The sequence below is a fragment of the Pararhizobium sp. genome (genome assembly GCF_965279435.1).
GTDB lineage: Bacteria > Pseudomonadota > Alphaproteobacteria > Rhizobiales > Rhizobiaceae > Pararhizobium.
In genome coordinates this window covers 1,579,267-1,603,774 of sequence record NZ_CBDIHY010000003.1, presented here as the reverse complement: position 1 = coordinate 1,603,774, position 24,508 = coordinate 1,579,267, and the positions used below count along the sequence as shown (strand labels likewise).

Here is a 24,508-nt window from a genome sequence, read left to right as displayed (position 1 = left end):
ATTTGACATGCTGTTTCCCACCCAGCAAGCGGCCGCCACCGGCATCACATCCCTCATGCAATCGGTTATCGATGACGCCGAAAAGCGCCGGGTCGAGGAAGACGAAAAGCTGAAAGGCAAGAAGGAGGACAAGGTCCTCAAAACACAGCTGCGTTCCGACGAGGTGCAGAGCGCTGCCAACGATAAGATCAACGCGCATTTCTTCAATACGAGCGCTCTCGATGTCAACGAGATGAAAGTCAGGCTGATTGAATCGCTCGGGGAAATGCTCGGCATCGAAAAGCAGGAAGGCCAGTCCGGTTACAGCTACGGAGTGCAGCTTGAAAAGGCCATTGCGCAACTCGATCCGCAGCAGAAATTTGCCTTGACCGACAAGCTTGGGCTCAATGAGCTCAGAATTTCCCTTGATGACCTCGTGAAGGCGATCAAGAACCCCTACGGCAAGCAGGACGACAAGCTCGAACTCGCCTTGGAAGAACACGCCACCGGCCTTTCGGGAACCACGACGTCACGGACGAAGACCCTGCAGAGGATGGAGGCTATTGCCGATCCGAAAACCCTCGAGGAACTGAAGCTTGAGCGGGCGGGAGAGATCAGCGACCCGACAAAGGTCGAGGACGAGGAAACGAAGGCTGAGCGCGAAGAGCATATTGGCGCATTGGAAGCCGGAGAAAAGCTGGAGGACGTCAAGGACCTCAACGAGACCGTTAAAAAACAGAACGAACAGGCGATCGGCAAGGGCGCTACTGAAGCCGGAGCAACCGAGGACCCGATGGCGGCCGTCGAGACGATCCAGGTTCTGGCTGCGGGCGCAGAAGCGATCGGCGAAACCGTGGACACGACCGGAGAACCTGAGGGCCTTGCCAGCGAGATGGCCGACAGAGGCCCCGCGAACGCCAATGGCAAAAACGACATTTCGTTGAGCGAACAGGACGAGGTCTACCTGATTGCGAAGAACGGCCCGGACATGACCGATGCCACCGATCCGTCAATCCTGCCGATTGCGGTCGATGAAAACGGCATATACGCGCTGCTCTTAAAGAAGGAAAAGCAAGCCGCCTGATTACGGCTCGCGCCTGACGAGGTCGAGGCACGCCATCACTTCCTTGGGCAAAAACCTATTTTGCCCGGGCGCGAATTTCCTCAAAGCTCCAGTCGCGCAGCAGATCGCCGTTTTTCCACACCGTTTCCAGATGATTGTGGCGGTCCTTGAGTTCATCGAGGCGCGCTGCTTCGAGGCCGCCAAGGCCGCTGACAACGGCTTGACGGCCAGCCTTTGACGCCTTGACGTTCATGGTCGCGGGGCGCTTGAAAACGTCATGCCATTTGCCGGTCTCATCGAGACGCGCATTGGTTTTCATGGCGAAGGAATAGGTGTCGCGGTTGACCTTCTGCAACAGGCCGCCGCCCATGCCGAAGGCGATGTTTTCAGCCGAAAATCCGAACGCTTCCAGCCGACCAAGGATCTGGCTGATATCGGCATTGGAAATGCCGTCGCCCTGGATGACCCGGACGGACTTGTCGAGCACCTTGTAGCCCTTGCCGTTCAGTGCCGAGCCGAAGTGATAATCGAGCTGCTTGATCACATGCACCGGGGTCTCGATCGGATCGCCGCTATCGGGCCGGATCACCACCGTGCCGCCACTGGCCCTGACCTTTTCGCGCAGCTGCTCGCCCCAGATTTCCGAGACGGCATAGTTGATGTCGTAGCTATCCGACACGACGGCGAACATGCCGCCACCGGCAAAGCGATCGATCATGTTGGAATAGGCTTCCACTTCCCGCTCGACGCCCCAGGCGGTCATCGTCGAGTGTTCGGACGCGGGGATCGAGAACCCGGCCATTTCGGCGCCGTAGTAGCGCCGGGCATAGAGCACGCCGGTTATGGTATCCGTGCCCATGAAATTGACGAGATGGGCGGCTCCGCCGATGCCCGCCTGTTCCAGTGCGCCAACACCGCGCGCGCCAAAATCGTGCAGGCGGAACGGCAAGGCGGCGTCCGGGTCGTCGCAGGTTTTCTCAAGGATCGGCCGGATGATCTGCTTGACCTTGCGGGCATTGCTGGCGACCGATGACGGATACCAGACGGCGCGCAACAGTGCAGTCTCGATATAGGAGGTTAGCCAAAAACTGTCCGGATCGGTATTGACCACCTGCACCATCGGCACGCCACGGCGTAGCAGAGTGCCCTCCGGCAGAGCCTGGATTTCAAGCGGAAGATAGCCGCCGAAATGATCGACGATGCGCATCCAGCCGGCGCGGTTGAACGGCAGGCCATGGGCAAGGACGATCGCTTCGGCCTCATCCACATCGGCTCGTGTTACCGGCTTGCCGAGATATTCCTTCAAAAACATCTGCAGGCCGAAGAACAGCACATCGGCCTGATCGGGATGCCCGCGCGTTTCGATATAGGCAGAGATTGCCCGCGTGCCCGGCGGATATTGCAGAAAATGGCTGAACTTGTAGCTGTCGGTGTTGAGGATCAGGTTGGTCAGGTTCATCGCATTCCCCCCGAAAGCAATTCCATGCCCACCGCGCAATGGGCGGCGACGCAGCGCCAAGATGTACGCGAGCGGCGAAAGGGCGGCAAGGGCCAACGGAAGGCTTGCAGCCCAGCATCGCCTGCCCGGTATGGTTAATATTCTGTCAATCATTCTACCCTAATATGACGAGATACAATGCTCGGCCATCTTGGTTTCGAAGCAGCCGCCGCAGTCTGGTTTGGCCGTGAACGAGCCGTCGGGCATGCGCATGAAGCGCCATTATCCCTTGAAATACGCGCGGCGACGTCCGGTCCTTAGCCGGCATACCGCACAGCCACGGAGCTTCAACCCGAGCTTGACGGAGATTGCGATGCTGATGCCCATTCTCACAGTCAAAACGCCCCTCGCGGTGGCACAGGCGGCTATCGTCGCTGAAACGGTCACGCCCAAGGAACGGACGCTGCCGGTCTCGATGCCGGGGCGAATTTCGGGGAACCAGTCGGAGGTGGTTCTCAAAATCCTGGAGACGCTGAACCGGCATCTGCTCGGAAGCGAGCCCCTGCCGAAGGATGCGCTGATCCGCCTGCTCGATACGCTGGCAAAGATCCTGAAATTTCCGCCACTGCCGCAGGAAACACTGCGCGATTTCGGCAAGCGGCTGGCCGTCTTTCTTGAAACGCTGCCGCCCGCAGCCCGGGCGGCGCTGGAAAAGCAGCTTGGGCAGCACAACCTGGCGATCTCCATCAAGATCCTCGCCGAGGTGCTGAAGATACCCTCGATCATCGATATGCCGCGATTGCTGGACAGGCCCTTCGCGCCGCCCATGGTGCCGCGTACCGGCGTTGGCCAACCCGATGGCAAACCGCTGCCAACGCAGACACAGCCGCAGGGACAGGCACCCATGCCGGGCCGTCAGGCGCCGATCCCCGCCTCGCAAACGAACATGGCCAGCCCCCCTGTCGTCCTTGCCGACCCCGGGATGTTGCAGGCCGCACTGAAAAAGGCTTTCGGTGGCGACGAAACGGCGCCCGCTATCATTGCTTTCGAAGAAAGCCTCAACGAGGACGGTCCGGCAACGACGTCGCGCGCGGAGCAGCCGGCAAAGGCCCGGACGGCGCGCGATACAGCACCGGCCAGCGGGCAACCGCAACAGGCTGCGAAGGCGAGTTCCGACACAATCCCGCTGCTGCGCGCCGCTGCAGCCTTTCTCGCTGCCGATCCAGAGGCCCTGTCGCTGGCCGCCACTATTGCGTCCGGCATGGATGACCATTTGAAGGCAGAGCTGGTGGAGGAGCTGGGGCTCGACCTTTTCGAGCCAAAAGAAGCATCCACACAGCCGGAGGATTCTGCCGGTGCGAACAAGCCCAGAGCCGACATCGATGGCGGCGATCTCAACATGCTGGAAGCGGAGCCAGATACGCGGACAGGCGCAGGAACGTCGGCTGCCCAATCAGCCGTCGCGCGCAATCTCAACGAAGTTGACGGCTTCAAGGGGCATGATCTCGGTGAGTGGGAACTGGAGACCCAGGCACAGGATCAAACGTTCACAGATGCCGAAAATATTCCTTCGCCCTTGGCCGAAGCAGAGATGGACCATCCGGACAAAAGTCTTGCCCAAACACTGAAAGCGCTGGTCGAAGCCAGCCTGCCACTGCCCGGTGCAGCCCCGGATACATCCGAGACGCTGTTTGCCATGCTGGCTGGCGATATCGCAGACATGGGTGCCGAGGTCCTGTTCGCGCAGCTGGAGTCCGCCGACAATGCCGAGATGCTGCCGGACACATCGCTGCTTACCGGCTATATCGGCGACCAGGCGGAGATGGCCGGGCTAGAACCCGATATGTGGAGCGCGATGCTCGATGCGCCCGAGGAAAAAGTAGCCGGTCGCCAGACACCGATGAATTCCGCAACAATGGAAGAGAATGCACGCGAAGCCCTGACACCCAGGCTACCGGACGCGGGCATTATCCGCGACGCCATCCCCTTTGCGATGATCCCCTACCTGCCCGCAAAGACGCAGGAAACGCGCGGTGTAGAGATCGAGGAAGAGGAGCAGTCCGCCTTCTCTGGCGAAGAGGACGACGATGATGGTCAGCACCGGCAGGAGCGCGGCGAGCAGGAAGACGACGCGCCCGCCGTGCCACAGACGGTCGTGGCAGATGATGAAGGCGAGACCGGAGATCCCTATGACCTCTACCGCCGCATGGGCGGATACGGCTGAGCCCATTCGCACGCAGATGCCGCTCAGAACCGGCCACGAAAAAGCCCGCGGAAATCGCTTTCCGCGGGCTTCTTTATTCAGACTGCAGAGGCTTATTCGCCGCCGCGGTTCTTCAGGGCTGCACCCAGGATGTCGCCGAGCGAAGCGCCACTGTCGGACGAACCGAACTGTGCGACGGCTTCCTTCTCTTCAGCGATTTCCAGAGCCTTGATCGACAGCATGACCTTGCGGTCCTTCTTGGAGAAATTGGTGACGCGGGCGTCAACAATCTGACCAACGGAAAAACGCTCCGGACGCTGTTCGTCGCGGTCACGCGACAGATCGGCACGGCGGATGAACGAGGTGAGGTCTTCGTGGTTGACGAGCTTCACTTCGATGCCACCGTCGTTGACGGCCAGGACTTCGCACGAGACAACGGCGTTCTTGCGCAGATCGCCGGATGTAGCGGCGTCGCCGACTGCATCCTTGCCGAGCTGCTTGATGCCGAGCGAGATGCGTTCCTTTTCGACGTCCACATCCAGAACGACAGCCTTAACGACGTCGCCCTTGTTGAACTCTTCGATGACCTGTTCGCCTGGACGGTTCCAGTCGAGGTCGGAGAGATGCACCATGCCGTCAACGTCGCCGTCGAGGCCAATGAACAGGCCGAATTCGGTCTTGTTCTTGACTTCGCCTTCAACTTCCGTGCCAGCCGGATGGCTGTGCGCGAATGCCTGCCACGGGTTCTCGAGCGTCTGCTTGAGGCCGAGCGAGATGCGGCGCTTGGTCGGGTCGACTTCGAGAACGACAACGTCGACTTCCTGCGTCGTGGACAGGATCTTGCCGGGGTGTACGTTCTTCTTGGTCCAGGACATTTCGGAGATGTGGATCAGGCCTTCGATGCCCGGCTCCAGCTCTACGAATGCACCGTAGTCTGTGATGTTGGTGACGGTACCGGAGATCTTCTTGCCGACCGGGTACTTGGCACCGATGCCATCCCAAGGATCCGACTCGAGCTGCTTCATGCCGAGCGAGATGCGGTGGGTTTCCTGGTTGATGCGGATGATCTGAACCTTGACCTGCTGGCCGATGTTCAGGATTTCCGACGGATGGTTGACGCGGCGCCATGCCATGTCGGTGACGTGCAGCAGGCCGTCGATGCCGCCGAGGTCAACGAACGCACCGTAATCGGTGATGTTCTTGACGACGCCGTCAACAACCTGGCCTTCTTCGAGGTTCTGGACGATTTCCGAACGCTGTTCAGCACGCGACTCTTCAAGAACCGTACGACGCGAAACAACGATGTTGCCGCGACGCTTGTCCATCTTGAGGATTTCGAAGGGCTGCGGGTTGTGCATCAGCGGAGTAACGTCGCGGATCGGACGAATGTCGACCTGGGAGCGCGGAAGGAAGGCAACGGCACCATCCAGATCGACGGTGAAACCACCCTTGACCTGGTTGAAAATGACGCCTTCGACGCGTTCGCCGGCTTCGAACTTGACTTCGAGGCGGACCCAGCTCTCTTCGCGGCGAGCCTTTTCGCGCGACAGAACAGCTTCGCCCATCGCATTTTCGATGCGCTCGACGTAAACTTCGACTTCATCGCCGACCTTCAGCGTGCCGTCCTTGGCCTTCGTGCCGAATTCCTTCAGAGCGATGCGGCCTTCGACCTTGAGGCCGACGTCAACGATTGCGACGTCCTTCTCGATAGCCGTTACAATACCCTTGGTGACGTAGCCTTCGGCAAGATCCTGCGTAGCAAAGGATTCCTGCAGCAACGCGGCAAAATCGTCGCGGGTGGGGTTAGCTTGAGACATGAATACTCCTGATGTGCCTTCATGGGGCACAGGCGCCGGGGGTTAGCGTTGACAGGTCCAAAAACCATCCGCTCCAATCATGAAGGAGCAAATCCGGCGCGGGGATGGTGGTTCGGACTATTTCGTCGCAGGCTTGACCGGAAAACCGTGAAACGCTTTTCCGAACCTGTTCAATGCTTCAATGCGGCGTCGATGAACGTCTTCGCCGTTAAGAATGCGGCTTCTATACTCATTTCGGACGTATCTAGCAAGTGCGCATCGGAAGCCGGGCGCAGCGGGCTGTCGGCGCGTCCCATGTCGCGTTCGTCGCGCTTGATAATGTCGGCAAGGATCTCCAGGAAATCGGCCGGAATGCCATTCCCGACGATCTCGTCGAACCGGCGGCGGGCGCGCACTTCGGCCGAGGCCGTCACGTAGAGTTTCACCAGCGCGTCCGGGCAGACGACGGTGCCGATATCGCGGCCATCCAGCACGGTTCCGGGCTCCCTCAGCGAAAAGGCGCGCTGCGTCTCGACAAGAGCCTGGCGCACCAGCGGCATGACGGCAATCTTCGAGGCTGCCTCGCCGATCGAATGCACCGAGAGAACGCTGCGGTCGAGCCCTGCGAGCTCCACGTCGCGCGCCATCTGCTCGGCAATCCGTTCATCGTCCAAAGGCAGTCCGGCATCCAGCAGCGCCTTGGCCGTCGCACGGTAGGTCAGCCCGGTGTCGAGATGATGGAAACCGTATTCCTCGGCGATGCGGCGGGACAACGTCCCCTTGCCCGCTGCCGCAGGTCCGTCGATGGCGATGATGAAAGTCATTTTACTACCTGAAAATGGGTATGATCGTCGTGGCGCGCTGCCCGGCAGCCCTGAAATCTCACAGTATCACTCTCCACGGCAAGCGTTTTTGCGAGATGCACCCGCCCGCTATCCGCGACATTGCGGGCTGCGTAACACCAAGTTGCGGAATGGTCATCCTTTCTTCCAAAGCAAAGCGCAGCGGGCGCTCGGAGAAGTTAAGCTTTGACAGACGGGGCCAAGACGATTATGGGGACCGGCTAATTCATTTCATCTTCAACGCCGGTATTCCGGCAGATGCCGGTAATCCCGGCCATTCAAGAGGCTTTGACCGTGGCAAAAGCGGAACTTGGAACAAAACGCGCAGATCCGGAAACGGGCCGTAAATTTTACGACCTGAACAAGGATCCGATCGTTTCTCCTTATACTGGAAAATCCTACCCGCTCTCCTTCTTCGAGGAAACATCTGTTGCCAAGGTAATGGAAAAGGCCGCCGAAGAAGACGAGGTTCAGGAAGTCGATACCGAGAACCCCGAAGTCGAGCTGGTCTCGCTCGAGGATGCCGACAGCGAAGCAGCTGGTGGCGACGACATTCCGGATCTGGGCGATGACGACGTCGAAATCGAAGGCGATGACGACGATACCTTCCTGGAAGCCGATGAAGACGATGAGGACGGCCTGTCCGACCTGATCGGCGTATCGGACGACGACGACGAGGTCTAAGTTCAAGACCTGATCAACCGGCTGATTAAGATACCCATATGTCTCAAACTCTCGATAGAGGGAGTTTGAGACAGCCGGATTATTATGACTGATGATGAGCAAGCGCCTTTGCGCTCCTCGTTCGGACCGCGCATATGCCGATACCGTCATCTCCAGCGATAAAGCGGATACGGCCCCTCCCCCTGATCCAAATCACAAAAGTATCCTTGACGCGGTTCCGCCGCATCAAGAACTGGCGACGTGTCGCGATATGAGAAGCTCGGGATTAACACCCGGCAATTTTCGGGACGAGCGTCACCAAAACGAACTCCGATCGGTCCATCGCAGCGGGTGGGCTTCGCCTGCAGCATCAACCCGCCAAGCAGCGCTGCGCGATTACCGCGTCCGGCAGATTCGATGATCCGTTGCGCCAGATAGCCCCGAGTCCGTCCGGGAAACATAGATTGGTCAAATGCGAAATATTGAATCGTACGCGATCATCAACCGCTTGTTAGGATTTTGTTGACCATAATTCATGCCGGAGGCCGCATTGAACGCGGCCATTCCGAAGTGTTTGAGTCGATCAACCTGAGTCGAGGTTTGTAGTGTCAGCGTATGTACCGGACAAGAGTTCAGTCGGATATGTGGTCAATCGGGCGGCTGCACTGTTCTCCGAGATGGTACGCAACGCCACGCGGCTGGCCATGACGACCCTCTTTACGCTGATCGCGGTCCTTGGATCCGCAGTCACCGCCGCCGCGGAGGATCGCGCGCTGAAACTGTATTTCACCCACACGGGCGAAAGAGCCACGATCACCTACAAGCGCAACGGACGGTTCGACCCGAAGGGAATGGACAAGATCAACCGGTTCCTGCGTGACTGGCGGCGAAATGAACCGGCCCGCATGGATCCCCGCCTGCTTGACCTGGTGTGGGAGGTTTACGACCGCAGCGGCGCAAACGGCTATATCCACATCGTCTCTGCCTACCGGTCCCCGGCTACCAATAGCATGTTGCGGTCCCGCTCGCGTACCACAGGCGTCGCCAAGAACAGCCAGCATACGCTCGGCAAGGCCATGGATTTCTTTATTCCCGGCGTCAAGCTTTCGACAGTGCGTGCGCTTGCGATGCAGATGCAAGTTGGCGGCGTTGGGTATTACCCTACTTCGGGATCTCCGTTCGTCCACCTCGATGTCGGTAATGTCCGTGCCTGGCCCCGCATGTCACGCAAGGAGCTCGCGCGGATATTCCCGCACGGGCGCACGATGCATCTCGCAGCCGACGGCAGTTCGCTACCTGGCTATACACAGGCGGTGGCGGACTACAAGAAACGCGTCAGCCCCGCCTCGATCAGGGTCGCCAGCACGGCGCGGCAAGACAATAACGCAAAATCGCCTGCGGAAGCGTCGCGTGCGGATGGCGAACGGCGCGGCGTGCTGACAGCGCTCTATTCTGCGCCTCGAAGCAAAGCCCTGGATGCCCTGGCCGTGCAGACGGTTCCCGGCGGCCGCGTTGAAAAACAGCCATTCACGGATCTTTCCTCCTATACTGTTCCCATACCGTCAATACGGCCAGCCATTGCGACCGCCAGCACTCCGTCGCTGGACACGATCGAGACGGCTTCGATCGGACCTATCACCGCACTTCCAGCGATCGAAACACCCATTGCCTTGCAAGGCTCTGCCGGATTCGAGCCGTTCGCGACAGCGCACGCGACCTTGAAGACACGCATGGAAATAATCGGGTCCCTGCCAATGACCGGATCCTGGAAACGGGGAGCGGACTTCGGAGCGATCTCCGGCAAGTCGTTGATGACATGGGCGCTGCATTCCCCCGGCGATGTCATCGGCATGAGAGCCCCGCGCGTTTCAAGGCAAACGCTTCAGGTGACAGCCGGCGAAATCATCCCGATCGCCGATGCAAGAACGTTTAACACTGACCGCTTTGGGGTTGCTCCCGAAGGTTGATCGTGTCTGCACTTTAAAACCAGGTTCAGAGTGCGGCGCGTGTCCCTTTGCAACGTACACGCCCGCTCCGGGATATCGGATCAATTTCCCGGCAACGTGTTACACCGCAGAGATTGTAACCTTGTGGGCCTGAATAAGGCCCCCCCTAAACCTCACAGAATTCAAACAATTGGCGCCCGCGCCGGGTTTTCAACCTTCCTGCGGACGCCGGGTTCCGGGTTCACCGAATAAAAACGCAGCCCTTTGTCTTTTTCGGCTTGCCATCTTGAAAAAGCAGAAGTATGAAGCCGCCAACCGACTGGACAAACTGTTCGGACGGCGTTCCCGGAACCGGCTTTGCCGGACCCAAAATGGGGCTATAGCTCAGCTGGGAGAGCGCTTGCATGGCATGCAAGAGGTCAGCGGTTCGATCCCGCTTAGCTCCACCAAATTTTTCCAATCCCGCTTTTATAGTTTCCGCCTGATGTCAGTTGCCGATCAACGGGCCGCGCGATAGAGCTTGTTTGGGAACCAGCAAGGGGCATGTCGATGACCGATACACAATTTCAAAAAGGGCCTTCGACCTGGCGCATCGTTCTTGCTGCCATATTGGACTTCCTCACCGCATTTTTTGTATTGGGCTATCTCGTAGCTTCAATTTTTGGCGGGAAGACCGAGGAGGGTTTCAATCTCCAGGGTGGCCCGGCATTCCTGATGTTTGCGCTCGTCGTTGCCTATTTCGTGGTCTTTAACAAGTTCCTCGGCGGCACGATCTGGAAACGTATTTTGCGGGCGCAGCGCTGAACGACGGCTGTTATTGCCCAGGGCTCGCCGGCGGCGCCCCCAAGGTTAGTCGTGCTCCATTTTAGACGATCTCAATGAATATCCACACCCATTGACTATGCTCGCACGAGCCTATCCAACATTGCTTTTACAAGAGTAAGGCAATGAGGAGCAGATCATGGATCTCGGGATCAACGGCAAGCGGGCGCTCGTTCTCGGTGGCAGCAAGGGGCTTGGGCGCGGAATTGCCGGGGCGTTGGCGGCCGAGGGCGCCATTGTCGCTCTGACAGGGCGTGACCAGCAGGCAGCAGCGCTGGCGGCCACGCAAATCAGTGCTTCGGCCAGAGGCCTGGCGCTTGACCTTGCGGACGCTGGCGCCATCGATCCATTTCTTGACAGGCTTGCAGCTGAGTTCGGTGATATCGACATTCTCGTGCTGAACGGAGGCGGTCCGCCGCCGAGCCTTGCTTCGGAGATCGATCCGGCATTCTGGCGCGCCCAGTTCGATACGATGGTGCTGGCCGGCATGCGCATCGCCAACCGGTTGCTGCCCCCCATGCGGCAGAACGGCTGGGGCCGCATCATGGCCGTGGCATCCACCAGCATTCGCGAGCCCATCCCCGGCCTCACCGCCTCCAACGCCCTTCGTAGTGCCGTTGCCGGCTGGCTGAAGACGCTGGCGGGCGAAGTGGCAGCCGAAGGCGTTACCGTCAACATGCTTCTACCCGGGCGGCTGGCGACGGACAGAACGCTGAGCTTTGACAGGATGGACGCCGAAAGCGAAGGATTGAGCCTCGAGACCGTTGCCGCCCGCAGCCAGTCGGACATTCCGGTCGGCCGCTATGGCACTCCGGCCGAGTTCGGGGCGGCAGCGGCGTTTCTGGCCAGCCGTCAGGCCGGCTACATCACCGGTGTCGCGCTGCCGATCGACGGTGGCCTCAGCCGGGCAATGTTGTAGCCGCCCTTACCCCGCAGACACGGCATCGCCGTCCATTTCACGGATGGCCGGCGATGCCGATGCCCCTAATCGCCGATCTCATCCTCGAACCATGAGTTGCTGAAGGTCAGATTGGCCATTGAAACAGCTCTGCCTTTGTCATCGCGAACCACAACGGATATCGCGCCGTTTGGCTGCTCGCCAATTTCGTCCTGGACGACATCCAATAGAATCCTCGTAACTTCCCGCGTCACGCTTTCGCGGGTCGAAAGCTCCAACCCGTCTTCATCGCGGGTTGCGCCGTCGCCATTGTGCAGATCGAAAAAGTAACGGCTCGCCATTTTGATATCCCTTGAACGTTCAAAGAATTCGCAGAAATGAAAATAGTTCCTGAAATCAACAGGATTCGTCATTCATGTGTCAATGTTAAATGAGCCCCGGCCGTTTGTGGGATAGGTGGAGAGCCCATCCCTCACACGGCATGCCGCACATTGATCGATTCCCTCCTCCTCAATCTTCAAAGCCATGATGTGGTGTTGCCTCACGAGGTGGCGTTGCTCAGGAACCTGATTTGGCGCGACCGGCGCTTCAAGGTCGACGAGGAGATCGTGGTCGAGGGATCGCGGCCGGGCTACAGCACGCTGCTGATCGACGGCTTTGCGGCGCGCTATAAATTCCTGTCAGGCGGCACCCGCCAGATCACCGCCCTGCACATTGCCGGGGATTTCGTCGATCTGCATGCGTTTCTCCTGAAAACCATGGACCACGGCATCGTTGCGATGTCGCAATGCCATGTGGCGTTCGTCGAGCACGGCGACCTCAAGGCCATCACCGAAACCCAACCGCATCTCAGCCGCCTGCTTTGGCTGGACACGCTGGTGGATGGTGCCATCCACCGCGAATGGATCGTGGCCATGGGACGGCGTTCGAAGAAAGCCCATCTCGCCCATCTGGTCTGCGAGCTGTTCATGCGGCTGCAGGTGGTCGGGCGAACGACCGGCTACAATTTCCATTTTCCGTTGACGCAGGTGGAACTGGCCGATGTGCTGGGCATATCGCTGGTGCACCTCAACAAGACCCTGCAGATCCTGCGCAAGGCCGAGCTTCTCACCTGGATCGGTCAGATGATCACCATTCTCGACTGGACACGCCTGCAGGAACTGGCGCAGTTCGACCCGACCTATCTCAGCCAGACAGTCGAGCCCCGTTAGCGGAATTACATCGCTATCAGCGGTGCGCAGCCCAAGGCACGAACCAGCGTTCCAGCAAGCGCGCCAGGATTTCGAACAGGAACGCGATCGCGGCAATGACGATGATGCCGGCAATGACGATGTCGGTGACGAGGAATTGTGCTGCCGACTGGATCATGAAGCCGAGGCCGCGGCTTGCCGCCACCAGTTCAGCTGCCACCAGCGTCGACCAGCCGGCACCGAGTGCGATGCGGGTTCCGGTCAAGATCGACGGGATGGTGCTCGGCAGGATCACCTGCAGCAGGATTTGTAGCCGGCTCGCACCGAACGATCGGGCAGCATTGATGAAATCGGCCGGTGCGGATTTGACGCCGGCCGCCGTCGACAGGATGATCGGCGGCAACATGGCGAGCGAAATGACGGTGATCTTCGAGGCTTCTCCAATGCCGATCCAGATGATGATCAGCGGCAGATAGGCCAGTGGCGGCAGCGGCCGCAGGAATTCAACGATCGGATCGAGGATGCCCTTGCCGATGCGGCTGGTACCGATGGCAAGGCCAGCCGGGATACCGATGACGATGGCGGCGGCAAGGGCTGCGAAAATGCGCAGCAGGCTGGCCAGCGTATGTTCGGCCAGCGTCGAATCGACGAAACCGTTGATCGCGACGGAATAGATCGCCTTCAGCACGATCAGAGGCGACGGCAGGAAGAGCGGCGACACGACGCCATAGGCCGAGGCAAGGCTCCAGGCTGCGATGATTACAACGATGGTTGCCAGCGACACCGGCAGGGTGCCGAGGCTGCGCTTCGGCTTCTGCGCTTCGATCACAGCAGGCGCAGCCGGGGCAACGGGTGCAATGGTGCCGATATTGATGGTCATGCCGCTTCCTCCTCGCTATCCGCATAGATGAGCCCGGTCAGGCCATCGTGAAGGCGGCGGTATTCCGGTGAATCCTTGATATCCTGCAGGGATTTTCCACTCAGCAGCTGCCTGCCGAAGCTTGCCGGGATATCGGCGACGATGCGGCCCGGGTTGGGCGCCAGCACGACGACACGGGTGGCGAGCAGTATGGCCTCCTCGATACTATGGGTGATCAAAAGCGCTCCGGTCTTGCTGTCTGACCAGACCTTGAGCAGGAATTGCTGCAGGCGGGTGCGGGTCAGCGCATCGAGTGCGCCGAGCGGCTCGTCGAGCAGCAGGAAACGCGGCTGAGACGCAAGCGCGCGGGCAATGCCGACACGCTGGCGCATGCCGCCCGACAGCTCCCAGATATTCTTGGCACCAGCATTGTCCAGACCGACTTTGGCAAGCAGTTCATCGGCCAGCAGCCGTCGTTCGCCCTTGGCGACCCCCTTGAGCTTCAGCGGAAAGGCGACATTGTCGCGGGTATTGAGCCAGGGATAGAGGGCATCGTCCTGGAAGACGACCGCACGATCGGCGGCCGGGCCGATGATATCGACACCATCCACAGAGACGCGGCCGGACGTGGGCTTCAGGAAGCCGGCGGCAAGATTGAGCAGGCTGGTCTTGCCGGAGCCGGAGCGGCCGATGACCGCAATAAACTCATCCGAGGCGAGATGCAGCGTCACGCCATCAAGCACCAGCCGCGTCTGGCGGCTGTCGCGATCGGCCGGAAACGCCAGGGATACGGATTGCAGCGACAGGACGCTCATGATCACACCGTTGGTTTGCGGCGCTGGAATCCCGTCGGGCTCCAGCGCCTGTTTTTTAGAGACCAGCCTTGGCGGCTTCGACGACCCAGCGTGACGAGACGTAAGGCGCATAGTCCGGAAGAACCGCCGGAATCTTGCCCTGCTCCAACAGGAAGGCTGAGGTTTCCGCCACTGCCTTTGCCGTACCACCGCCGAGCAGATCGGCACCGGCCTGCTCTTCCAGCGTCGGGAAATGATAACCCTTCAGGAGAGCCGGAACTTCCTCGACCTTGGCGCCGGTCAGCTTGGCGATCTTTGCGGCTTCCGGCGAGGCGGCATTCCAGCTGTCCGGATTGGCAAGGTAGGCGGCATAGGCCTTGCCGGTCACCTGAACGAAGCCGGTGACGACGTCCGGATGCTCTTCGGCAAACTTCTTGCTGACGATCCAGGCATCGAAGGTCGGACCGCCCCATGAAGCAACGTCTGCGGAGGTCGCCAGCACGCTACCCGTTTTCTTAAGCTCGGACAGAACCGGATCCCAGACGTAAGCGCCATCGATATCGCCGCGCTCCCAGGCGGCTGCGATTTCCGGCGGCCGCAGGTTGAGAATTTCGACCGACTTCGGATCGACCTTCCAGTGCTTCAGCGCCGTCAGCAGGCTGTAATGGGCGGTGGAGACGAACGGTGTGGCGATCTTCTTGCCGGCAAGACCTTCGGGCTTGTCGATGCCTTTGACGGCCAGCGCTTCGGCTTCCGAGATCAGGCCGACGACGAAGATCGTCTCGATCGGAATTTCGCGACTGGCAGCGGCGGCCAGCGGCGAGGAGCCGACATAGCCGATATCGAGCGAACCGGAAGCGATCGCGGTGATCACATCGGCACCGCTGTCGAATTTCTGCCAGTTGATCTTGGCGCCGGTAACCTTTTCATATGTCCCGTCGGCCTGCGGCACACGTGACGGCTCGACGATCGGCTGGTAGCCGATATTGACGTTGACGTCGGCGGCGTAGGAGAAATTGCTCTGCGTTGTGAAAGCGAGAACGGCTAAGGTGGCGGTTCCCAAAAGGCGGCGTCGGTTGATTGTCATGTCCCTCTCCCGGCAATGGTTCAATGGCATTCCGCGCCGAAGGCTCCGGTGGAATGATGACTAATCATTGTAAAAATCATAGAATTTATAGAGATAAAAAATTCCCGGATTCGCGATGCTTTCGTAATGTGAATCTAAATTAACGAAGGACTTGGGTCTTTTCGCCGGAATGGTACAAAACAGAGAAAAACGCGACCGAAAGACAGGGAAACGGCAGGATGAAGACAATGCAGATCTACGCCTTCGACATGAACTGCGTCGGCCATATCAATCACGGCCTGTGGACGCATCCGCGCGACCAGTCGATGCGCTATACCGATCTCGACTACTGGACGGATCTGGCTATCACCGCCGAACGCGGCAAACTGGACGGGCTGTTCCTGGCCGATATTGTCGGCGTTTACGATGTCTACAAGGGCAGTCCGGCCACAACGATCCAGACCGGCGCGCAAATCCCGGTCAACGATCCGCTCATCCCGATTTCAGCCATGGCGCATGTCACCAAACATCTGGGCTTCGGCGTTACCGTCAACACGACCTACGAGCCGCCATTTCTACTGGCGCGGCGCATGTCGACGCTGGACCACCTGACCAAGGGGCGGATCGGCTGGAACATCGTCACCGGCTATCTCGACAGCGCCGCCCGCAGCATGGGTATGGAACGGCAGCCGGACCATGACGCCCGCTACGATGCAGCGGAAGAGTATCTCGAGGTGCTCTACAAGCTCTGGGAAGGCAGCTGGGACGACGACGCGGTGCTGCGCGACAAGACGGGTCGGATATTTGCCGATCCCTCCAGGGTGCGGGCCGTGAGGCATGACGGGCGCTACCACAAGATGGAGGGCATCCATCTCAGCGAGCCCTCGCCACAGCGCACGCCACTGTTGTTTCAGGCCGGCGCTTCGGCGCGGGGGCAGGACTTTGCCGGCAAACATGCGGAATGCGTGTTCATCGCCAGTGCAACGCCGCAAGCCGCCGGGCCGATCGTCGAAGGCTTGCGCCGGAAGGCAGAGGAATTCGGCCGTGGCCGCGATGCCTTGCGCATCCTCAATCTGTTGACCGTCGTCGTCGGGCGGACGGAGAAGGAAGCGCAGGACAAACTGGAAGATTATCGCCGCCACGCCAGCATCGAAGCCTCATTGGCGCACTATTCCAGCTCCATAGGCATCGATCTATCCAAATATGGGCTGGATGAGCCGATCGAGCAATTGACCACCAATGCCAACCAGTCGGCTCTTGCGGCCATCACCAAGCAGGCGGCAAAGCCCGTAACGGTGCGGCAGATCACCGAGCAGATGCTGCTGGGCAGCCGGATGAAGCCGGTGGTCGGCTCGCCGGAACAGATTGCCGATCACCTGCAGATGTGGATCGAGCAGGCCGGTATTGATGGCTTTAACCTCGCCCGGACTGTGACACCGGAGAGTCTTGCGGATTTCGTCGATCTCGTCGTGCCGGTGTTGCAGGAACGCGGACTGTTTAAGGCGGACTATGCTGAAGGACCGCTGCGGCAGAAACTGTTCGGCGGCGAAAATGGAAGGCTTGACGCCTCCCATCCCGCTGCCGCGTTCCGGTATCGGAAATCCTAGCCGGCTATTTGTGATCCAGCCTGGCGACGAGGCGGTCGCCAAGCCATTGGATGCCGCAGACCAGAATGATCAGCACGATCACCACGGCGATCATCACCGTCGTTTCGAACCGCTGATAGCCATAGCGGATGGCGAGATCGCCGAGACCGCCAGCGCCGATGGCGCCGGCCATGGCCGAGGCACCGACCAGGGTCACCAGCGTTACCGTGAAGCCGGAGATGATGCCCGGCAGGGCTTCCGGCACCAGCACTTCGCGGATGATCGTCCAGCGATTGCCGCCCATGGCGCGCACCGCATCGATCAGGCCACGATCGACCTCACGCAACGACACTTCGGCAATGCGGGCATAGTAGGGGGTGGCGGCAATTGCCAGCGGCACGATGGCAGCCCAGGTGCCGAGCGCTGTGCCGACGATCAGCCGCGTCAACGGGATCAGCGCGACGAGCAGGATGATGAAAGGAACGGAACGGAAGCCGTTGACGATGGCGCCGAGCACGCTGTTCAACCACGGCTTCTCGGCGATGCCGCCACGGGCGGTGGCAACGAGCGCCAGACCCAGCGGCAGGCCGGCAACCAGCGAGATGATGCCGGAGGCGCCAGTCATCAGGATGGTTTCCCAGAGCGAGCGGACAAGCAGTTCAAGCATGATTGGTGTCATAACCAAGCACCTCCACCCGCGCACCGCGAGCTTTTAGAAAATTCTGGACCTGTTCCGGCAATGCGGCGTCGCGTGTGGGAACGGCAATGAAGAACCGCGCCACGGGCTGGTCCTGGATGTGATCGATACCGCCGTGCACGAGGCGGAAGGATTGTGGCAGCGCTTGCGACAGATCGGCAAACAGCGCGCCTTGGGCTGCAGGTCCTGCCATATCGATGCTGAGGATCTGCTCGGATCCAGCCACCGGCGACAGCCGCGCAGCGATAGTGTCCGGCAGTTGCGGGCGGATACCGCTCAGCAGGCTTTGAGTGATCGGCGCCTGCGGATCGGCAAACACCGACCAGACCTGGCCCTCCTCGACGATGCGGCCGGCATCGATGACGGCGACCCGATCGGCGACGCTGCGCACCACTTCCATTTCGTGGGTGATCAAAAGGATGGTCAGGCCGAGCTTTCGGTTGATGTCCTTCAACAACGCCAGGATCGAGCGGGTCGTTTCTGGATCAAGCGCCGAGGTGGCTTCGTCGGACAAGAGCAACGCAGGCCTTGCGGCAAGAGCGCGGGCGATGCCGACGCGCTGCTTCTGACCGCCAGACAAGGACGAGGGATAGGCTTTCGCCTTGTCGGAGAGCCCGACGAGATCCAGCAGTTCCGCAGCGCGCTTCAGGCGCTCGGCCTTGCCGAGGCCTTCGATCTTCAGCGGCAAGGCAACGTTTTCCTCGACAGTCTTTGCCGACAGAAGATTGAAGTGCTGGAAGATCATGCCGATGCGGCGGCGCAGGGGCTGCAGGTCCTTTTCGCTCAGGCCGGTGATGTTGCGGCCCTCGATATGGATTTCGCCACTATCGGTCTGTTCCAGACCGTTCAGGCACCGGATCAGCGTCGACTTGCCGGCACCGCTACGGCCGATAATGCCGAGAATTTCGCCCTTGCGCACCGTCAACGATACCCCATCCAGGGCAGGCGTCGTGCCGAAGCGCCGCTTGACGTCCGTCAGCCGGACGACCTCATCGGCCAGCGGCGGTACCGCGATCGCAGACGCGGAAACAACAGAATTCATGCCTTGTCCTTCGTTGGGTTTTCGGCGTTGGGTTTTCGACGTTTGGTTTCGGGCGTCTCTATAACGCCCAAGGCGGCCCTGGCAAATCAATGCCAGAGCCGCCCGGTTTAGCGTACCCCTTCTCTCAAAGGTACGAAAGTTGATCAGTAGGCGCTGATGCCGGTACCCTTGTAGACCTTGTCGAACTCGGCCTTGACTGCGTCGTTCTGGTAGGAAGAGACCAGCGTCTTTACCCAAGCTTCATTCTCGCTGCCGGACTTCACAGCAATGAAGTTGCGGTAAGGGTTGTTGTCGACCGGTTCCTGGGCGATACGGTCTTCTGCCGACAGGCCGCTCTTCAGGGCCCAATCGGTGTTGACGACGGCGGCATCCAGATCTTCGATCGCGCGGCCGACGACGCCGGCGTCAAGTTCCTTGATTTCGACCTTCTTCGGATTTTCAACGATGTCGGTGATCGTTGCCAGGATGCCGGTGCCGTCCTTCAGCTTGATGATGCCTTCGTTCTGCAGCACGCGCAGCGCACGGCCTTCGTTCGACGGATCGTTCGGCACGCCGATCACGGCGCCTTCCGGCAGCTCGGCGATGGTCTTGAACTTCTTGGTGTAGAGGCCGATCGGCCAGACGCCGGTATAACCGACATTGACGATGTGATAGCCGTGCTGCTTGATCTGGTTGTCGAGATAAGGCTGGTGCTGGAAGGCGTTGGCATCGACTTCGCCGCGCTCGAGCGCCTCGTTCGGCTGGGTATAATCGTTGAAAACGATGGTTTCGATGGTCAGACCCTGCTTTGCAGCCTCTGCCGTGACAACGCGCCAGACATCTTCGTCCTCGCCGCTGATGATGCCGACCTTGATCGACTTGTCTTCGGCAAAGCTTGCGGACGGCGCGGCAAAGCCAGCGATCGCAGCGGCGGAAACGGCAAGAGCGGTCAGGGCCGCGCGGCGCGAGAGTGTGTGAAAGATGGTCTTTTTGGTCATTGTCAGTCCCGTCCTGTCAAATGAGGCGAAACGCCCCGGTGTGGAACGGTTATCGCAAAATCGGATGCACTGGGCGAAGCACGAACGCCTCTTATCGGGTGATGGCCGGGAAAACTCTTGCGGATGTCCGGCTATTTATGGACACAAATTTCCATAAAATCCGTAGACTAATTATTCCGGCAGGTTTTATTGGTCGCGGAAGCCAAAAAGGCTTCCAACACAGAAAATTGCATATCAAATGTGCTGCATGTGATTTTAGGAGAGCAAAATGGCGGAATTAACGACAAAAACCAGGCCGACAGGCGCAACCGCTGTTCTCGCCCGGCAGGGATTTCCGCAAGTGACATCTGCGACCGGCGGTGAAATCCAGATCGTCACCGGTCCGTCGCAGCCCGGCTTCAACCCGCTTGACCTGCTCTACGCATCGCTGTCGGCTTGTCTTGCGATGAGCGCCAGAATTGCCGCCAGCCGGATGGGACTGCTCGACCAGCTGAGCGAAATTCGCGCCGATGTGACTGGCGAAAAGGCAAGCGAGGGCCTGTCGCGGGTGGCGAAATTCAATGTCGTCCTGACGATCCGGGGAGATATCCATGAGGAAGCAAGACATGCGATTGCGCAGGCGGCTGAGGACGAAATATGCACGGTCAGCAACACGCTTCGTGGTGGAGCAGACTTTTCAATGACTGTTCGCGATTAGAGAGACCGCGATCTAGTCGTGGTCCACATCATGAAGAGTGCGGCTGATCGGTGCGCCGACGGCGATATCGCTGAACCTCGCTTCGAACCCGCCGCGCTCCGGCGAGCATGCGGTGATCCCGAACTCTGCATCCTCAGCTGAAAACGGGCAAAGCCGCGCCATTTGCCATGGCGCGCTCTGGTCGAACCGGAATTGAACGCGCACGGCAGTGTCATGACGCGTCAGCCGCACGAAAAGCGGCGCGGCGGGTGAAATGCCGGGCAGCGGAATCACCGACCAGTCCGACACGCCGCGGGTGACAACGACGCTGAAATGCATCAGGCCATCGGTATATTCTATGCCGCACTTGATCCAGTTGCGCTCGTCCAGCCGCAGCATCAGTCCGGCCTGGTCATAGAGAGTTTCGTAGGCGCCGGTGATTGTCGCAGAGCCGGTGAAATCACCGGTAACCGGACGCAGATAGGCATGACCGCTATCACGGTGGAAGCCGTAGAAAGTTTCCTGCCAAAAATCCGTTTTCGCATCGGTTTTCAGCGACAGCCCGGAAGCGTCACCGTCCCAGACAGCCGGTTCGTTGTGCCAGCGAAATACCTCGGCCACGTCTGCATTCCCTCCGCATATCGCTCCGTCTTGGCGGCAATCTAGCCATCTGCGACCGGCTGGCAAGCCCGGCGGGCGGGTGGCATGTCACAACCGGCATTGGCAAGGGGCGTCTGTTTGACTATGGATTTCGCCACGTGCGCATGTGACGCCGGGCCGTGATGTGCCTGTATGATGACTTTCTGGAGTTTGCCATGAAAATAACGATGATCGGTGCCGGTTATGTCGGTCTAGTCTCCGGTGTTTGTTTTGCCGATTTCGGCCATGACGTTGCCTGCATCGACAAGGACGCGGGCAAGATCGAGGCGCTGCTGGCCGGCCGCATTCCGATCTTCGAGCCGGGCCTCGAGCAGCTGGTCGCCGACAATGTCAAGGATGGGCGGCTGCGCTTCACCACCGATCTCGCCACCAGCGTTGCGCAGAGCGACGTGATCTTCATCGCCGTCGGCACACCGTCACGCCGTGGCGATGGCCATGCAGACCTGTCCTACGTCTACGATGCAGCTCGCGAGATTGCCGCGCACGTAACCGGCTTTACCGTCATCGTTACCAAGTCGACCGTTCCGGTCGGCACCGGCGACGAGGTTGAGCGGATCATGCGCGAAACCAACCCGGACGCAGATATCGCGGTGGTCTCCAATCCGGAATTCCTGCGCGAGGGTGCCGCCATCGACGATTTCAAGCGGCCCGACCGTATCGTCATCGGGCTGAACGACGAGCGCGCCCGGGGCGTGATGACTGAGGTCTACCGGCCGCTCTATCTCAACCAGTCGCCGCTGCTCTTCACCACGCGCCGCACCTCCGAGCTGATCAAATACGCCGGCAATGCCTTCCTCGCCATGAAGATCACCTTCATCAACGAGATGGCGGATCTGTGCGAAAAGGTCGGCGCCAATGTGCAGGAAGTCGCGCGCGGCATCGGCCTCGACGGCCGGATCGGTGGGAAATTCCTGCATGCCGGTCCGGGCTATGGCGGTTCGTGTTTTCCGAAGGACACGCTGGCGCTGGTCAAGACTGCCCAGGACCATGACAGCCCGGTGCGGTTGATCGAGACCGTGGTCTCGGTCAACGACAACCGCAAGCGCGCCATGGGCCGCAAGGTGATCGCGGCTGCCGGTGGCGACGTACGCGGCAGGAAGGTTGCGGTGCTCGGCCTCACCTTCAAGCCGAATACCGACGACATGCGCGACAGTCCGGCCATTGCCGTCATCCAGGCGCTGACCGATGCCGGCGCCATCGTCACCGGCTACGATCCGGAGGGCATGGAAAATGCAAAGCAGGTGATCAACGGCATCACCTATGCCGACAATCCCTACAAAGCGGCCGAAGGCGCGGATGCGCTGGTAATCGTCACCGAATGGAACGAATTCCGGGCGCTGAACCTCGACCGCCTGAAGACCTTGATGAACACGCCGATCCTCGTTGACCTCAGGAACATCTATCAGTCCGGCGAGGTCACCAAGCACGGCTTCGCGTATACTAGCATTGGCCGTCCGGAATAGTTGGTTCCACGGCGGACAAGACAGGCAAGGAGCCCGCATGCGCTATCTGATCACGGGAACGGCAGGGTTCATCGGGTTTCACCTGGCCAAGCGGCTGCTGGACGACGGGCACTTCGTGACCGGCTTTGATGGCATGACACCCTATTACGATGTCCGCCTGAAAGAGCGGCGCCATGCGATCCTGGCCCGGTCCAACGGCTTTAGGGCGGTGATCGGCATGCTGGAGGACAAGGCGGCGCTGGAACGGGCGGCCGAGATCGGTGAACCCGACGTCATCGTCCATCTCGCCGCCCAGGCAGGCGTACGCTACAGCCTTGAAAACCCCAAGGCCTACATCGATTCCAATCTGATCGGCTCCTGGAACATGCTGGAATTGGCCAAGGCCGTACAGCCCAAGCATCTGCTGATCGCCTCGACCTCCTCGATCTATGGCGCCAACGAGAAAATTCCGTTTGCCGAGACCGACCGGGCCGACGAACCGATGACGCTTTATGCCGCCACCAAGAAGTCTGGCGAGCTGATGGCGCACAGCTACGCGCATCTCTATGGCGTACCGACGACCGCCTTCCGCTTCTTCACGGTCTACGGCCCGTGGGGGCGACCGGACATGGCGCTGTTCAAATTCGTCAATTGCATCCTCAACGGTCGGCCGATCGAGGTCTACGGCGAAGGCCACATGAGCCGTGACTTCACCTATATCGACGATCTCATCGAAGGCATCGTCCGGTTGATGGGCGTGGTCCCGGGAGAACACAATCGCGTCGAAGAGATCGATACGCTGTCGCATCATGCCCCGTTCCGGGTGGTCAATGTCGGCGGTGGACAGCCGGTCGAGCTGATGCATTTTGTCGAGACGGTCGAAGCTGCCGTCGGGCGTCCGGCCGTCCGGACCATGCTGCCGATGCAGCAGGGCGATGTTCCCAGAACCTTCGCGGCACCCGATCTTCTCCACCGCCTTACCGGCTTCACGCCGTCCATTTCAGTGGAAGAGGGCGTGCGCCGCTTCGTCGAATGGTATCGCGCCGACATGGTGGCGACAGGGGCACCTGATGATCCGCAGCATCCTTGATTTCCTGCGCGACGGCACTCAAACGCCATCGCCGAAACAACGACGGAAGCTGTTCTTCGACACGGCTCCGGACCATATCTATGCCGTCGGCGATGTGCACGGTTACGACGATACGCTGGGCAGGCTCGAAGACCTGATCGTTGCCGATGGCGCCAGGCGCGCCGGCACCAAATGGCTGGTCATGCTCGGCGATTATGTCGATCGCGGGCCGAAATCCTCCGCAGTGCTCACCCGGCTGACGACCCGGCCGCTCGTTGGCATCCGCCGCATCTGCCTGACCGGCAATCACGAGGCGGTCATGCTCGATTTTCTCGGCAATCCCTCTGCAGATCACCACTGGTTGAGATTGGGCGGCCTGGAGACACTGTCTTCATACGGGCTGAACAGGCTTCCCGCCGGCCGCGAGGAGCAAAAAACGCTGTTGCGGTCTCTCATCCCCGTCGCACATGTCGCCTTCCTCGAATCCCTGCCGTCGATGCTGCAGGTCCCCGGCTATTGCTTTGTCCATGCCGGCTTGAAAAAGGGCGTTGCGCCCGCCGACCAGAAGGATGCAGACCTTTTGTGGCTGCGACCGGTGGCCTCTGACAATACCGCGGTAACCAACGGTTTCGTCACCGTGCATGGCCATACACCGGTGGCACGGGCGGAGATCGGTGGTCAGCGTATCAATGTCGATACCGGCATCTACATGAGCGGCGTCCTGTCGGCCGTGCGTCTTTCCCGCCGCGAGCCACCGGAAATCATCCAGAGCCGCTGAGCGCACTCATCGAACCATACAG

The 24,508-nt window shown here is 60.0% G+C and carries 23 protein-coding genes and 1 tRNA gene; 13 read left to right on the top strand and 11 right to left on the bottom strand.

Annotated elements, in window-relative coordinates; all coding sequences use genetic code 11:
• Positions 1–7 precede the first annotated feature (7 nt).
• On the top strand, positions 8–1,063 hold the full coding sequence (locus ACQY8Q_RS13225; protein ID WP_428426989.1) for a hypothetical protein: 1,056 nt from the start codon (positions 8–10) through the stop codon (positions 1,061–1,063).
• Positions 1,064–1,118: 55 nt separating this feature from the next.
• Here ACQY8Q_RS13225 and ACQY8Q_RS13220 read toward each other — a convergent pair whose 3' ends face one another.
• Positions 1,119–2,501, bottom strand: coding sequence for a nicotinate phosphoribosyltransferase (locus ACQY8Q_RS13220; RefSeq protein WP_428426988.1), 1,383 nt, complete (start codon positions 2,499–2,501; stop codon positions 1,119–1,121).
• A gap of 358 nt (positions 2,502–2,859) precedes the next feature.
• Here ACQY8Q_RS13220 and ACQY8Q_RS13215 point away from each other — a divergent pair, with 358 nt between their 5' ends.
• The gene (locus ACQY8Q_RS13215) at positions 2,860–4,704 is read left to right on the top strand and encodes a hypothetical protein (protein ID WP_428426987.1); all 1,845 of its coding nucleotides are present in this window, start codon (positions 2,860–2,862) and stop codon (positions 4,702–4,704) included.
• 92 nt (positions 4,705–4,796) lie between these two features.
• Here the strand turns inward: ACQY8Q_RS13215 and rpsA are convergent, their stop codons facing one another.
• The gene (rpsA, locus tag ACQY8Q_RS13210; protein ID WP_428426986.1) at positions 4,797–6,500 is read right to left on the bottom strand and encodes a 30S ribosomal protein S1; all 1,704 of its coding nucleotides are present in this window, start codon (positions 6,498–6,500) and stop codon (positions 4,797–4,799) included.
• A gap of 170 nt (positions 6,501–6,670) precedes the next feature.
• Positions 6,671–7,303: a (d)CMP kinase gene (gene cmk, locus ACQY8Q_RS13205; protein ID WP_428426985.1), complete on the bottom strand. Its 633-nt coding sequence runs from the start codon at positions 7,301–7,303 to the stop codon at positions 6,671–6,673.
• Between the two features lie 312 nt (positions 7,304–7,615).
• On the opposite strand from cmk, the gene ACQY8Q_RS13200 reads away from it, so the two are divergent.
• The 5 genes from ACQY8Q_RS13200 to ACQY8Q_RS13180 all read left to right on the top strand — a co-directional run bounded on the left by ACQY8Q_RS13200 (position 7,616) and on the right by ACQY8Q_RS13180 (position 11,671).
• Positions 7,616–8,005, top strand: a complete 390-nt coding sequence (locus ACQY8Q_RS13200) for a TIGR02300 family protein (RefSeq protein WP_113246277.1) — start codon at positions 7,616–7,618, stop codon at positions 8,003–8,005.
• 656 nt (positions 8,006–8,661) lie between these two features.
• Positions 8,662–9,951: a DUF882 domain-containing protein gene (locus ACQY8Q_RS13195; RefSeq protein ID WP_428429777.1), complete on the top strand. Its 1,290-nt coding sequence runs from the start codon at positions 8,662–8,664 to the stop codon at positions 9,949–9,951.
• A gap of 352 nt (positions 9,952–10,303) precedes the next feature.
• Positions 10,304–10,379: transfer RNA gene (locus tag ACQY8Q_RS13190), tRNA-Ala, on the top strand.
• Between the two features lie 100 nt (positions 10,380–10,479).
• Positions 10,480–10,734: a hypothetical protein gene (locus tag ACQY8Q_RS13185; protein WP_428426984.1), complete on the top strand. Its 255-nt coding sequence runs from the start codon at positions 10,480–10,482 to the stop codon at positions 10,732–10,734.
• A gap of 157 nt (positions 10,735–10,891) precedes the next feature.
• Positions 10,892–11,671: an SDR family oxidoreductase gene (locus ACQY8Q_RS13180; RefSeq protein ID WP_428426983.1), complete on the top strand. Its 780-nt coding sequence runs from the start codon at positions 10,892–10,894 to the stop codon at positions 11,669–11,671.
• Between the two features lie 65 nt (positions 11,672–11,736).
• Here the strand turns inward: ACQY8Q_RS13180 and ACQY8Q_RS13175 are convergent, their stop codons facing one another.
• Positions 11,737–12,063: a DUF6894 family protein gene (locus tag ACQY8Q_RS13175; protein WP_428426982.1), complete on the bottom strand. Its 327-nt coding sequence runs from the start codon at positions 12,061–12,063 to the stop codon at positions 11,737–11,739.
• Between the two features lie 78 nt (positions 12,064–12,141).
• Here ACQY8Q_RS13175 and ACQY8Q_RS13170 point away from each other — a divergent pair, with 78 nt between their 5' ends.
• Positions 12,142–12,861 (top strand): Crp/Fnr family transcriptional regulator, encoded by a 720-nt coding sequence (locus ACQY8Q_RS13170; protein WP_428426981.1) that lies wholly within the window; start codon positions 12,142–12,144, stop codon positions 12,859–12,861.
• Between the two features lie 16 nt (positions 12,862–12,877).
• Here ACQY8Q_RS13170 and ACQY8Q_RS13165 read toward each other — a convergent pair whose 3' ends face one another.
• The 3 genes from ACQY8Q_RS13165 to tauA are packed head-to-tail and all read right to left on the bottom strand — an operon-like array spanning position 12,878 to position 15,580.
• On the bottom strand, positions 12,878–13,720 hold the full coding sequence (locus tag ACQY8Q_RS13165; protein ID WP_428426980.1) for an ABC transporter permease subunit: 843 nt from the start codon (positions 13,718–13,720) through the stop codon (positions 12,878–12,880).
• Positions 13,717–14,514 (bottom strand): taurine ABC transporter ATP-binding protein, encoded by a 798-nt coding sequence (locus ACQY8Q_RS13160; protein WP_428426979.1) that lies wholly within the window; start codon positions 14,512–14,514, stop codon positions 13,717–13,719. Before ACQY8Q_RS13160 ends, ACQY8Q_RS13165 begins: the two co-directional genes overlap by 4 nt.
• 55 nt (positions 14,515–14,569) lie before the next feature.
• Positions 14,570–15,580, bottom strand: coding sequence for a taurine ABC transporter substrate-binding protein (gene tauA, locus ACQY8Q_RS13155; protein WP_428426978.1), 1,011 nt, complete (start codon positions 15,578–15,580; stop codon positions 14,570–14,572).
• A 218-nt stretch (positions 15,581–15,798) separates the two neighbouring features.
• On the opposite strand from tauA, the gene ACQY8Q_RS13150 reads away from it, so the two are divergent.
• Complete coding sequence (locus tag ACQY8Q_RS13150; protein ID WP_428426977.1) at positions 15,799–17,166, top strand: LLM class flavin-dependent oxidoreductase; 1,368 nt, start codon at positions 15,799–15,801, stop codon at positions 17,164–17,166.
• 4 nt (positions 17,167–17,170) lie between these two features.
• Here ACQY8Q_RS13150 and ACQY8Q_RS13145 read toward each other — a convergent pair whose 3' ends face one another.
• The 3 genes from ACQY8Q_RS13145 to ACQY8Q_RS13135 form a co-directional block, all read right to left on the bottom strand.
• Positions 17,171–17,824 (bottom strand): methionine ABC transporter permease, encoded by a 654-nt coding sequence (locus tag ACQY8Q_RS13145; RefSeq protein WP_428426976.1) that lies wholly within the window; start codon positions 17,822–17,824, stop codon positions 17,171–17,173.
• On the bottom strand, positions 17,805–18,884 hold the full coding sequence (locus ACQY8Q_RS13140; protein ID WP_428426975.1) for a methionine ABC transporter ATP-binding protein: 1,080 nt from the start codon (positions 18,882–18,884) through the stop codon (positions 17,805–17,807). The genes ACQY8Q_RS13145 and ACQY8Q_RS13140 overlap by 20 nt, the downstream gene beginning before the upstream one ends.
• Positions 18,885–19,027: 143 nt before the next feature.
• Positions 19,028–19,861 (bottom strand): MetQ/NlpA family lipoprotein, encoded by an 834-nt coding sequence (locus ACQY8Q_RS13135; RefSeq protein WP_428426974.1) that lies wholly within the window; start codon positions 19,859–19,861, stop codon positions 19,028–19,030.
• A 268-nt stretch (positions 19,862–20,129) separates the two neighbouring features.
• Here ACQY8Q_RS13135 and ACQY8Q_RS13130 point away from each other — a divergent pair, with 268 nt between their 5' ends.
• Positions 20,130–20,558: an OsmC family protein gene (locus ACQY8Q_RS13130; protein WP_428426973.1), complete on the top strand. Its 429-nt coding sequence runs from the start codon at positions 20,130–20,132 to the stop codon at positions 20,556–20,558.
• 12 nt (positions 20,559–20,570) lie between these two features.
• Here the strand turns inward: ACQY8Q_RS13130 and ACQY8Q_RS13125 are convergent, their stop codons facing one another.
• The gene (locus tag ACQY8Q_RS13125) at positions 20,571–21,158 is read right to left on the bottom strand and encodes a DUF1349 domain-containing protein (protein ID WP_428426972.1); all 588 of its coding nucleotides are present in this window, start codon (positions 21,156–21,158) and stop codon (positions 20,571–20,573) included.
• Positions 21,159–21,352: 194 nt separating this feature from the next.
• Between ACQY8Q_RS13125 and ACQY8Q_RS13120 the strand changes: the two genes are divergently transcribed.
• The 3 genes from ACQY8Q_RS13120 to ACQY8Q_RS13110 are packed head-to-tail and all read left to right on the top strand — an operon-like array spanning position 21,353 to position 24,486.
• The gene (locus ACQY8Q_RS13120) at positions 21,353–22,660 is read left to right on the top strand and encodes a UDP-glucose dehydrogenase family protein (protein ID WP_428426971.1); all 1,308 of its coding nucleotides are present in this window, start codon (positions 21,353–21,355) and stop codon (positions 22,658–22,660) included.
• Between the two features lie 37 nt (positions 22,661–22,697).
• Positions 22,698–23,729 carry an NAD-dependent epimerase gene (locus ACQY8Q_RS13115; protein WP_428426970.1) on the top strand — a complete coding sequence of 344 codons (1,032 nt, stop codon included), beginning with the start codon at positions 22,698–22,700 and terminating at the stop codon, positions 23,727–23,729.
• A complete protein-coding gene (locus tag ACQY8Q_RS13110; RefSeq protein ID WP_428426969.1) occupies positions 23,710–24,486 on the top strand; it encodes a metallophosphoesterase in 777 nt (258 codons plus the stop codon). The genes ACQY8Q_RS13115 and ACQY8Q_RS13110 overlap by 20 nt, the downstream gene beginning before the upstream one ends.
• Positions 24,487–24,508: the final 22 nt, after the last annotated feature.

Coding starts and splice junctions, on each gene's coding strand:
- ACQY8Q_RS13160 (WP_428426979.1), bottom strand. CDS start 14,514: ATGAGCGTCCTGTCGCTGCAATCCGTATCCCTGGCGTTTCCGGCCGAT.
- ACQY8Q_RS13135 (WP_428426974.1), bottom strand. CDS start 19,861: ATGACCAAAAAGACCATCTTTCACACACTCTCGCGCCGCGCGGCCCTG.
- ACQY8Q_RS13180 (WP_428426983.1), top strand. CDS start 10,892: ATGGATCTCGGGATCAACGGCAAGCGGGCGCTCGTTCTCGGTGGCAGC.
- ACQY8Q_RS13140 (WP_428426975.1), bottom strand. CDS start 18,884: ATGAATTCTGTTGTTTCCGCGTCTGCGATCGCGGTACCGCCGCTGGCC.
- ACQY8Q_RS13120 (WP_428426971.1), top strand. CDS start 21,353: ATGAAAATAACGATGATCGGTGCCGGTTATGTCGGTCTAGTCTCCGGT.
- ACQY8Q_RS13220 (WP_428426988.1), bottom strand. CDS start 2,501: ATGAACCTGACCAACCTGATCCTCAACACCGACAGCTACAAGTTCAGC.
- ACQY8Q_RS13215 (WP_428426987.1), top strand. CDS start 2,860: ATGCCCATTCTCACAGTCAAAACGCCCCTCGCGGTGGCACAGGCGGCT.
- ACQY8Q_RS13150 (WP_428426977.1), top strand. CDS start 15,799: ATGAAGACAATGCAGATCTACGCCTTCGACATGAACTGCGTCGGCCAT.
- ACQY8Q_RS13195 (WP_428429777.1), top strand. CDS start 8,662: ATGGTACGCAACGCCACGCGGCTGGCCATGACGACCCTCTTTACGCTG.
- tauA (WP_428426978.1), bottom strand. CDS start 15,580: ATGACAATCAACCGACGCCGCCTTTTGGGAACCGCCACCTTAGCCGTT.
- ACQY8Q_RS13130 (WP_428426973.1), top strand. CDS start 20,130: ATGGCGGAATTAACGACAAAAACCAGGCCGACAGGCGCAACCGCTGTT.
- ACQY8Q_RS13165 (WP_428426980.1), bottom strand. CDS start 13,720: ATGACCATCAATATCGGCACCATTGCACCCGTTGCCCCGGCTGCGCCT.
- ACQY8Q_RS13225 (WP_428426989.1), top strand. CDS start 8: ATGCTGTTTCCCACCCAGCAAGCGGCCGCCACCGGCATCACATCCCTC.
- ACQY8Q_RS13175 (WP_428426982.1), bottom strand. CDS start 12,063: ATGACGAATCCTGTTGATTTCAGGAACTATTTTCATTTCTGCGAATTC.
- rpsA (WP_428426986.1), bottom strand. CDS start 6,500: ATGTCTCAAGCTAACCCCACCCGCGACGATTTTGCCGCGTTGCTGCAG.
- ACQY8Q_RS13110 (WP_428426969.1), top strand. CDS start 23,710: ATGATCCGCAGCATCCTTGATTTCCTGCGCGACGGCACTCAAACGCCA.
- ACQY8Q_RS13185 (WP_428426984.1), top strand. CDS start 10,480: ATGACCGATACACAATTTCAAAAAGGGCCTTCGACCTGGCGCATCGTT.
- ACQY8Q_RS13145 (WP_428426976.1), bottom strand. CDS start 17,824: ATGACACCAATCATGCTTGAACTGCTTGTCCGCTCGCTCTGGGAAACC.
- ACQY8Q_RS13115 (WP_428426970.1), top strand. CDS start 22,698: ATGCGCTATCTGATCACGGGAACGGCAGGGTTCATCGGGTTTCACCTG.
- cmk (WP_428426985.1), bottom strand. CDS start 7,303: ATGACTTTCATCATCGCCATCGACGGACCTGCGGCAGCGGGCAAGGGG.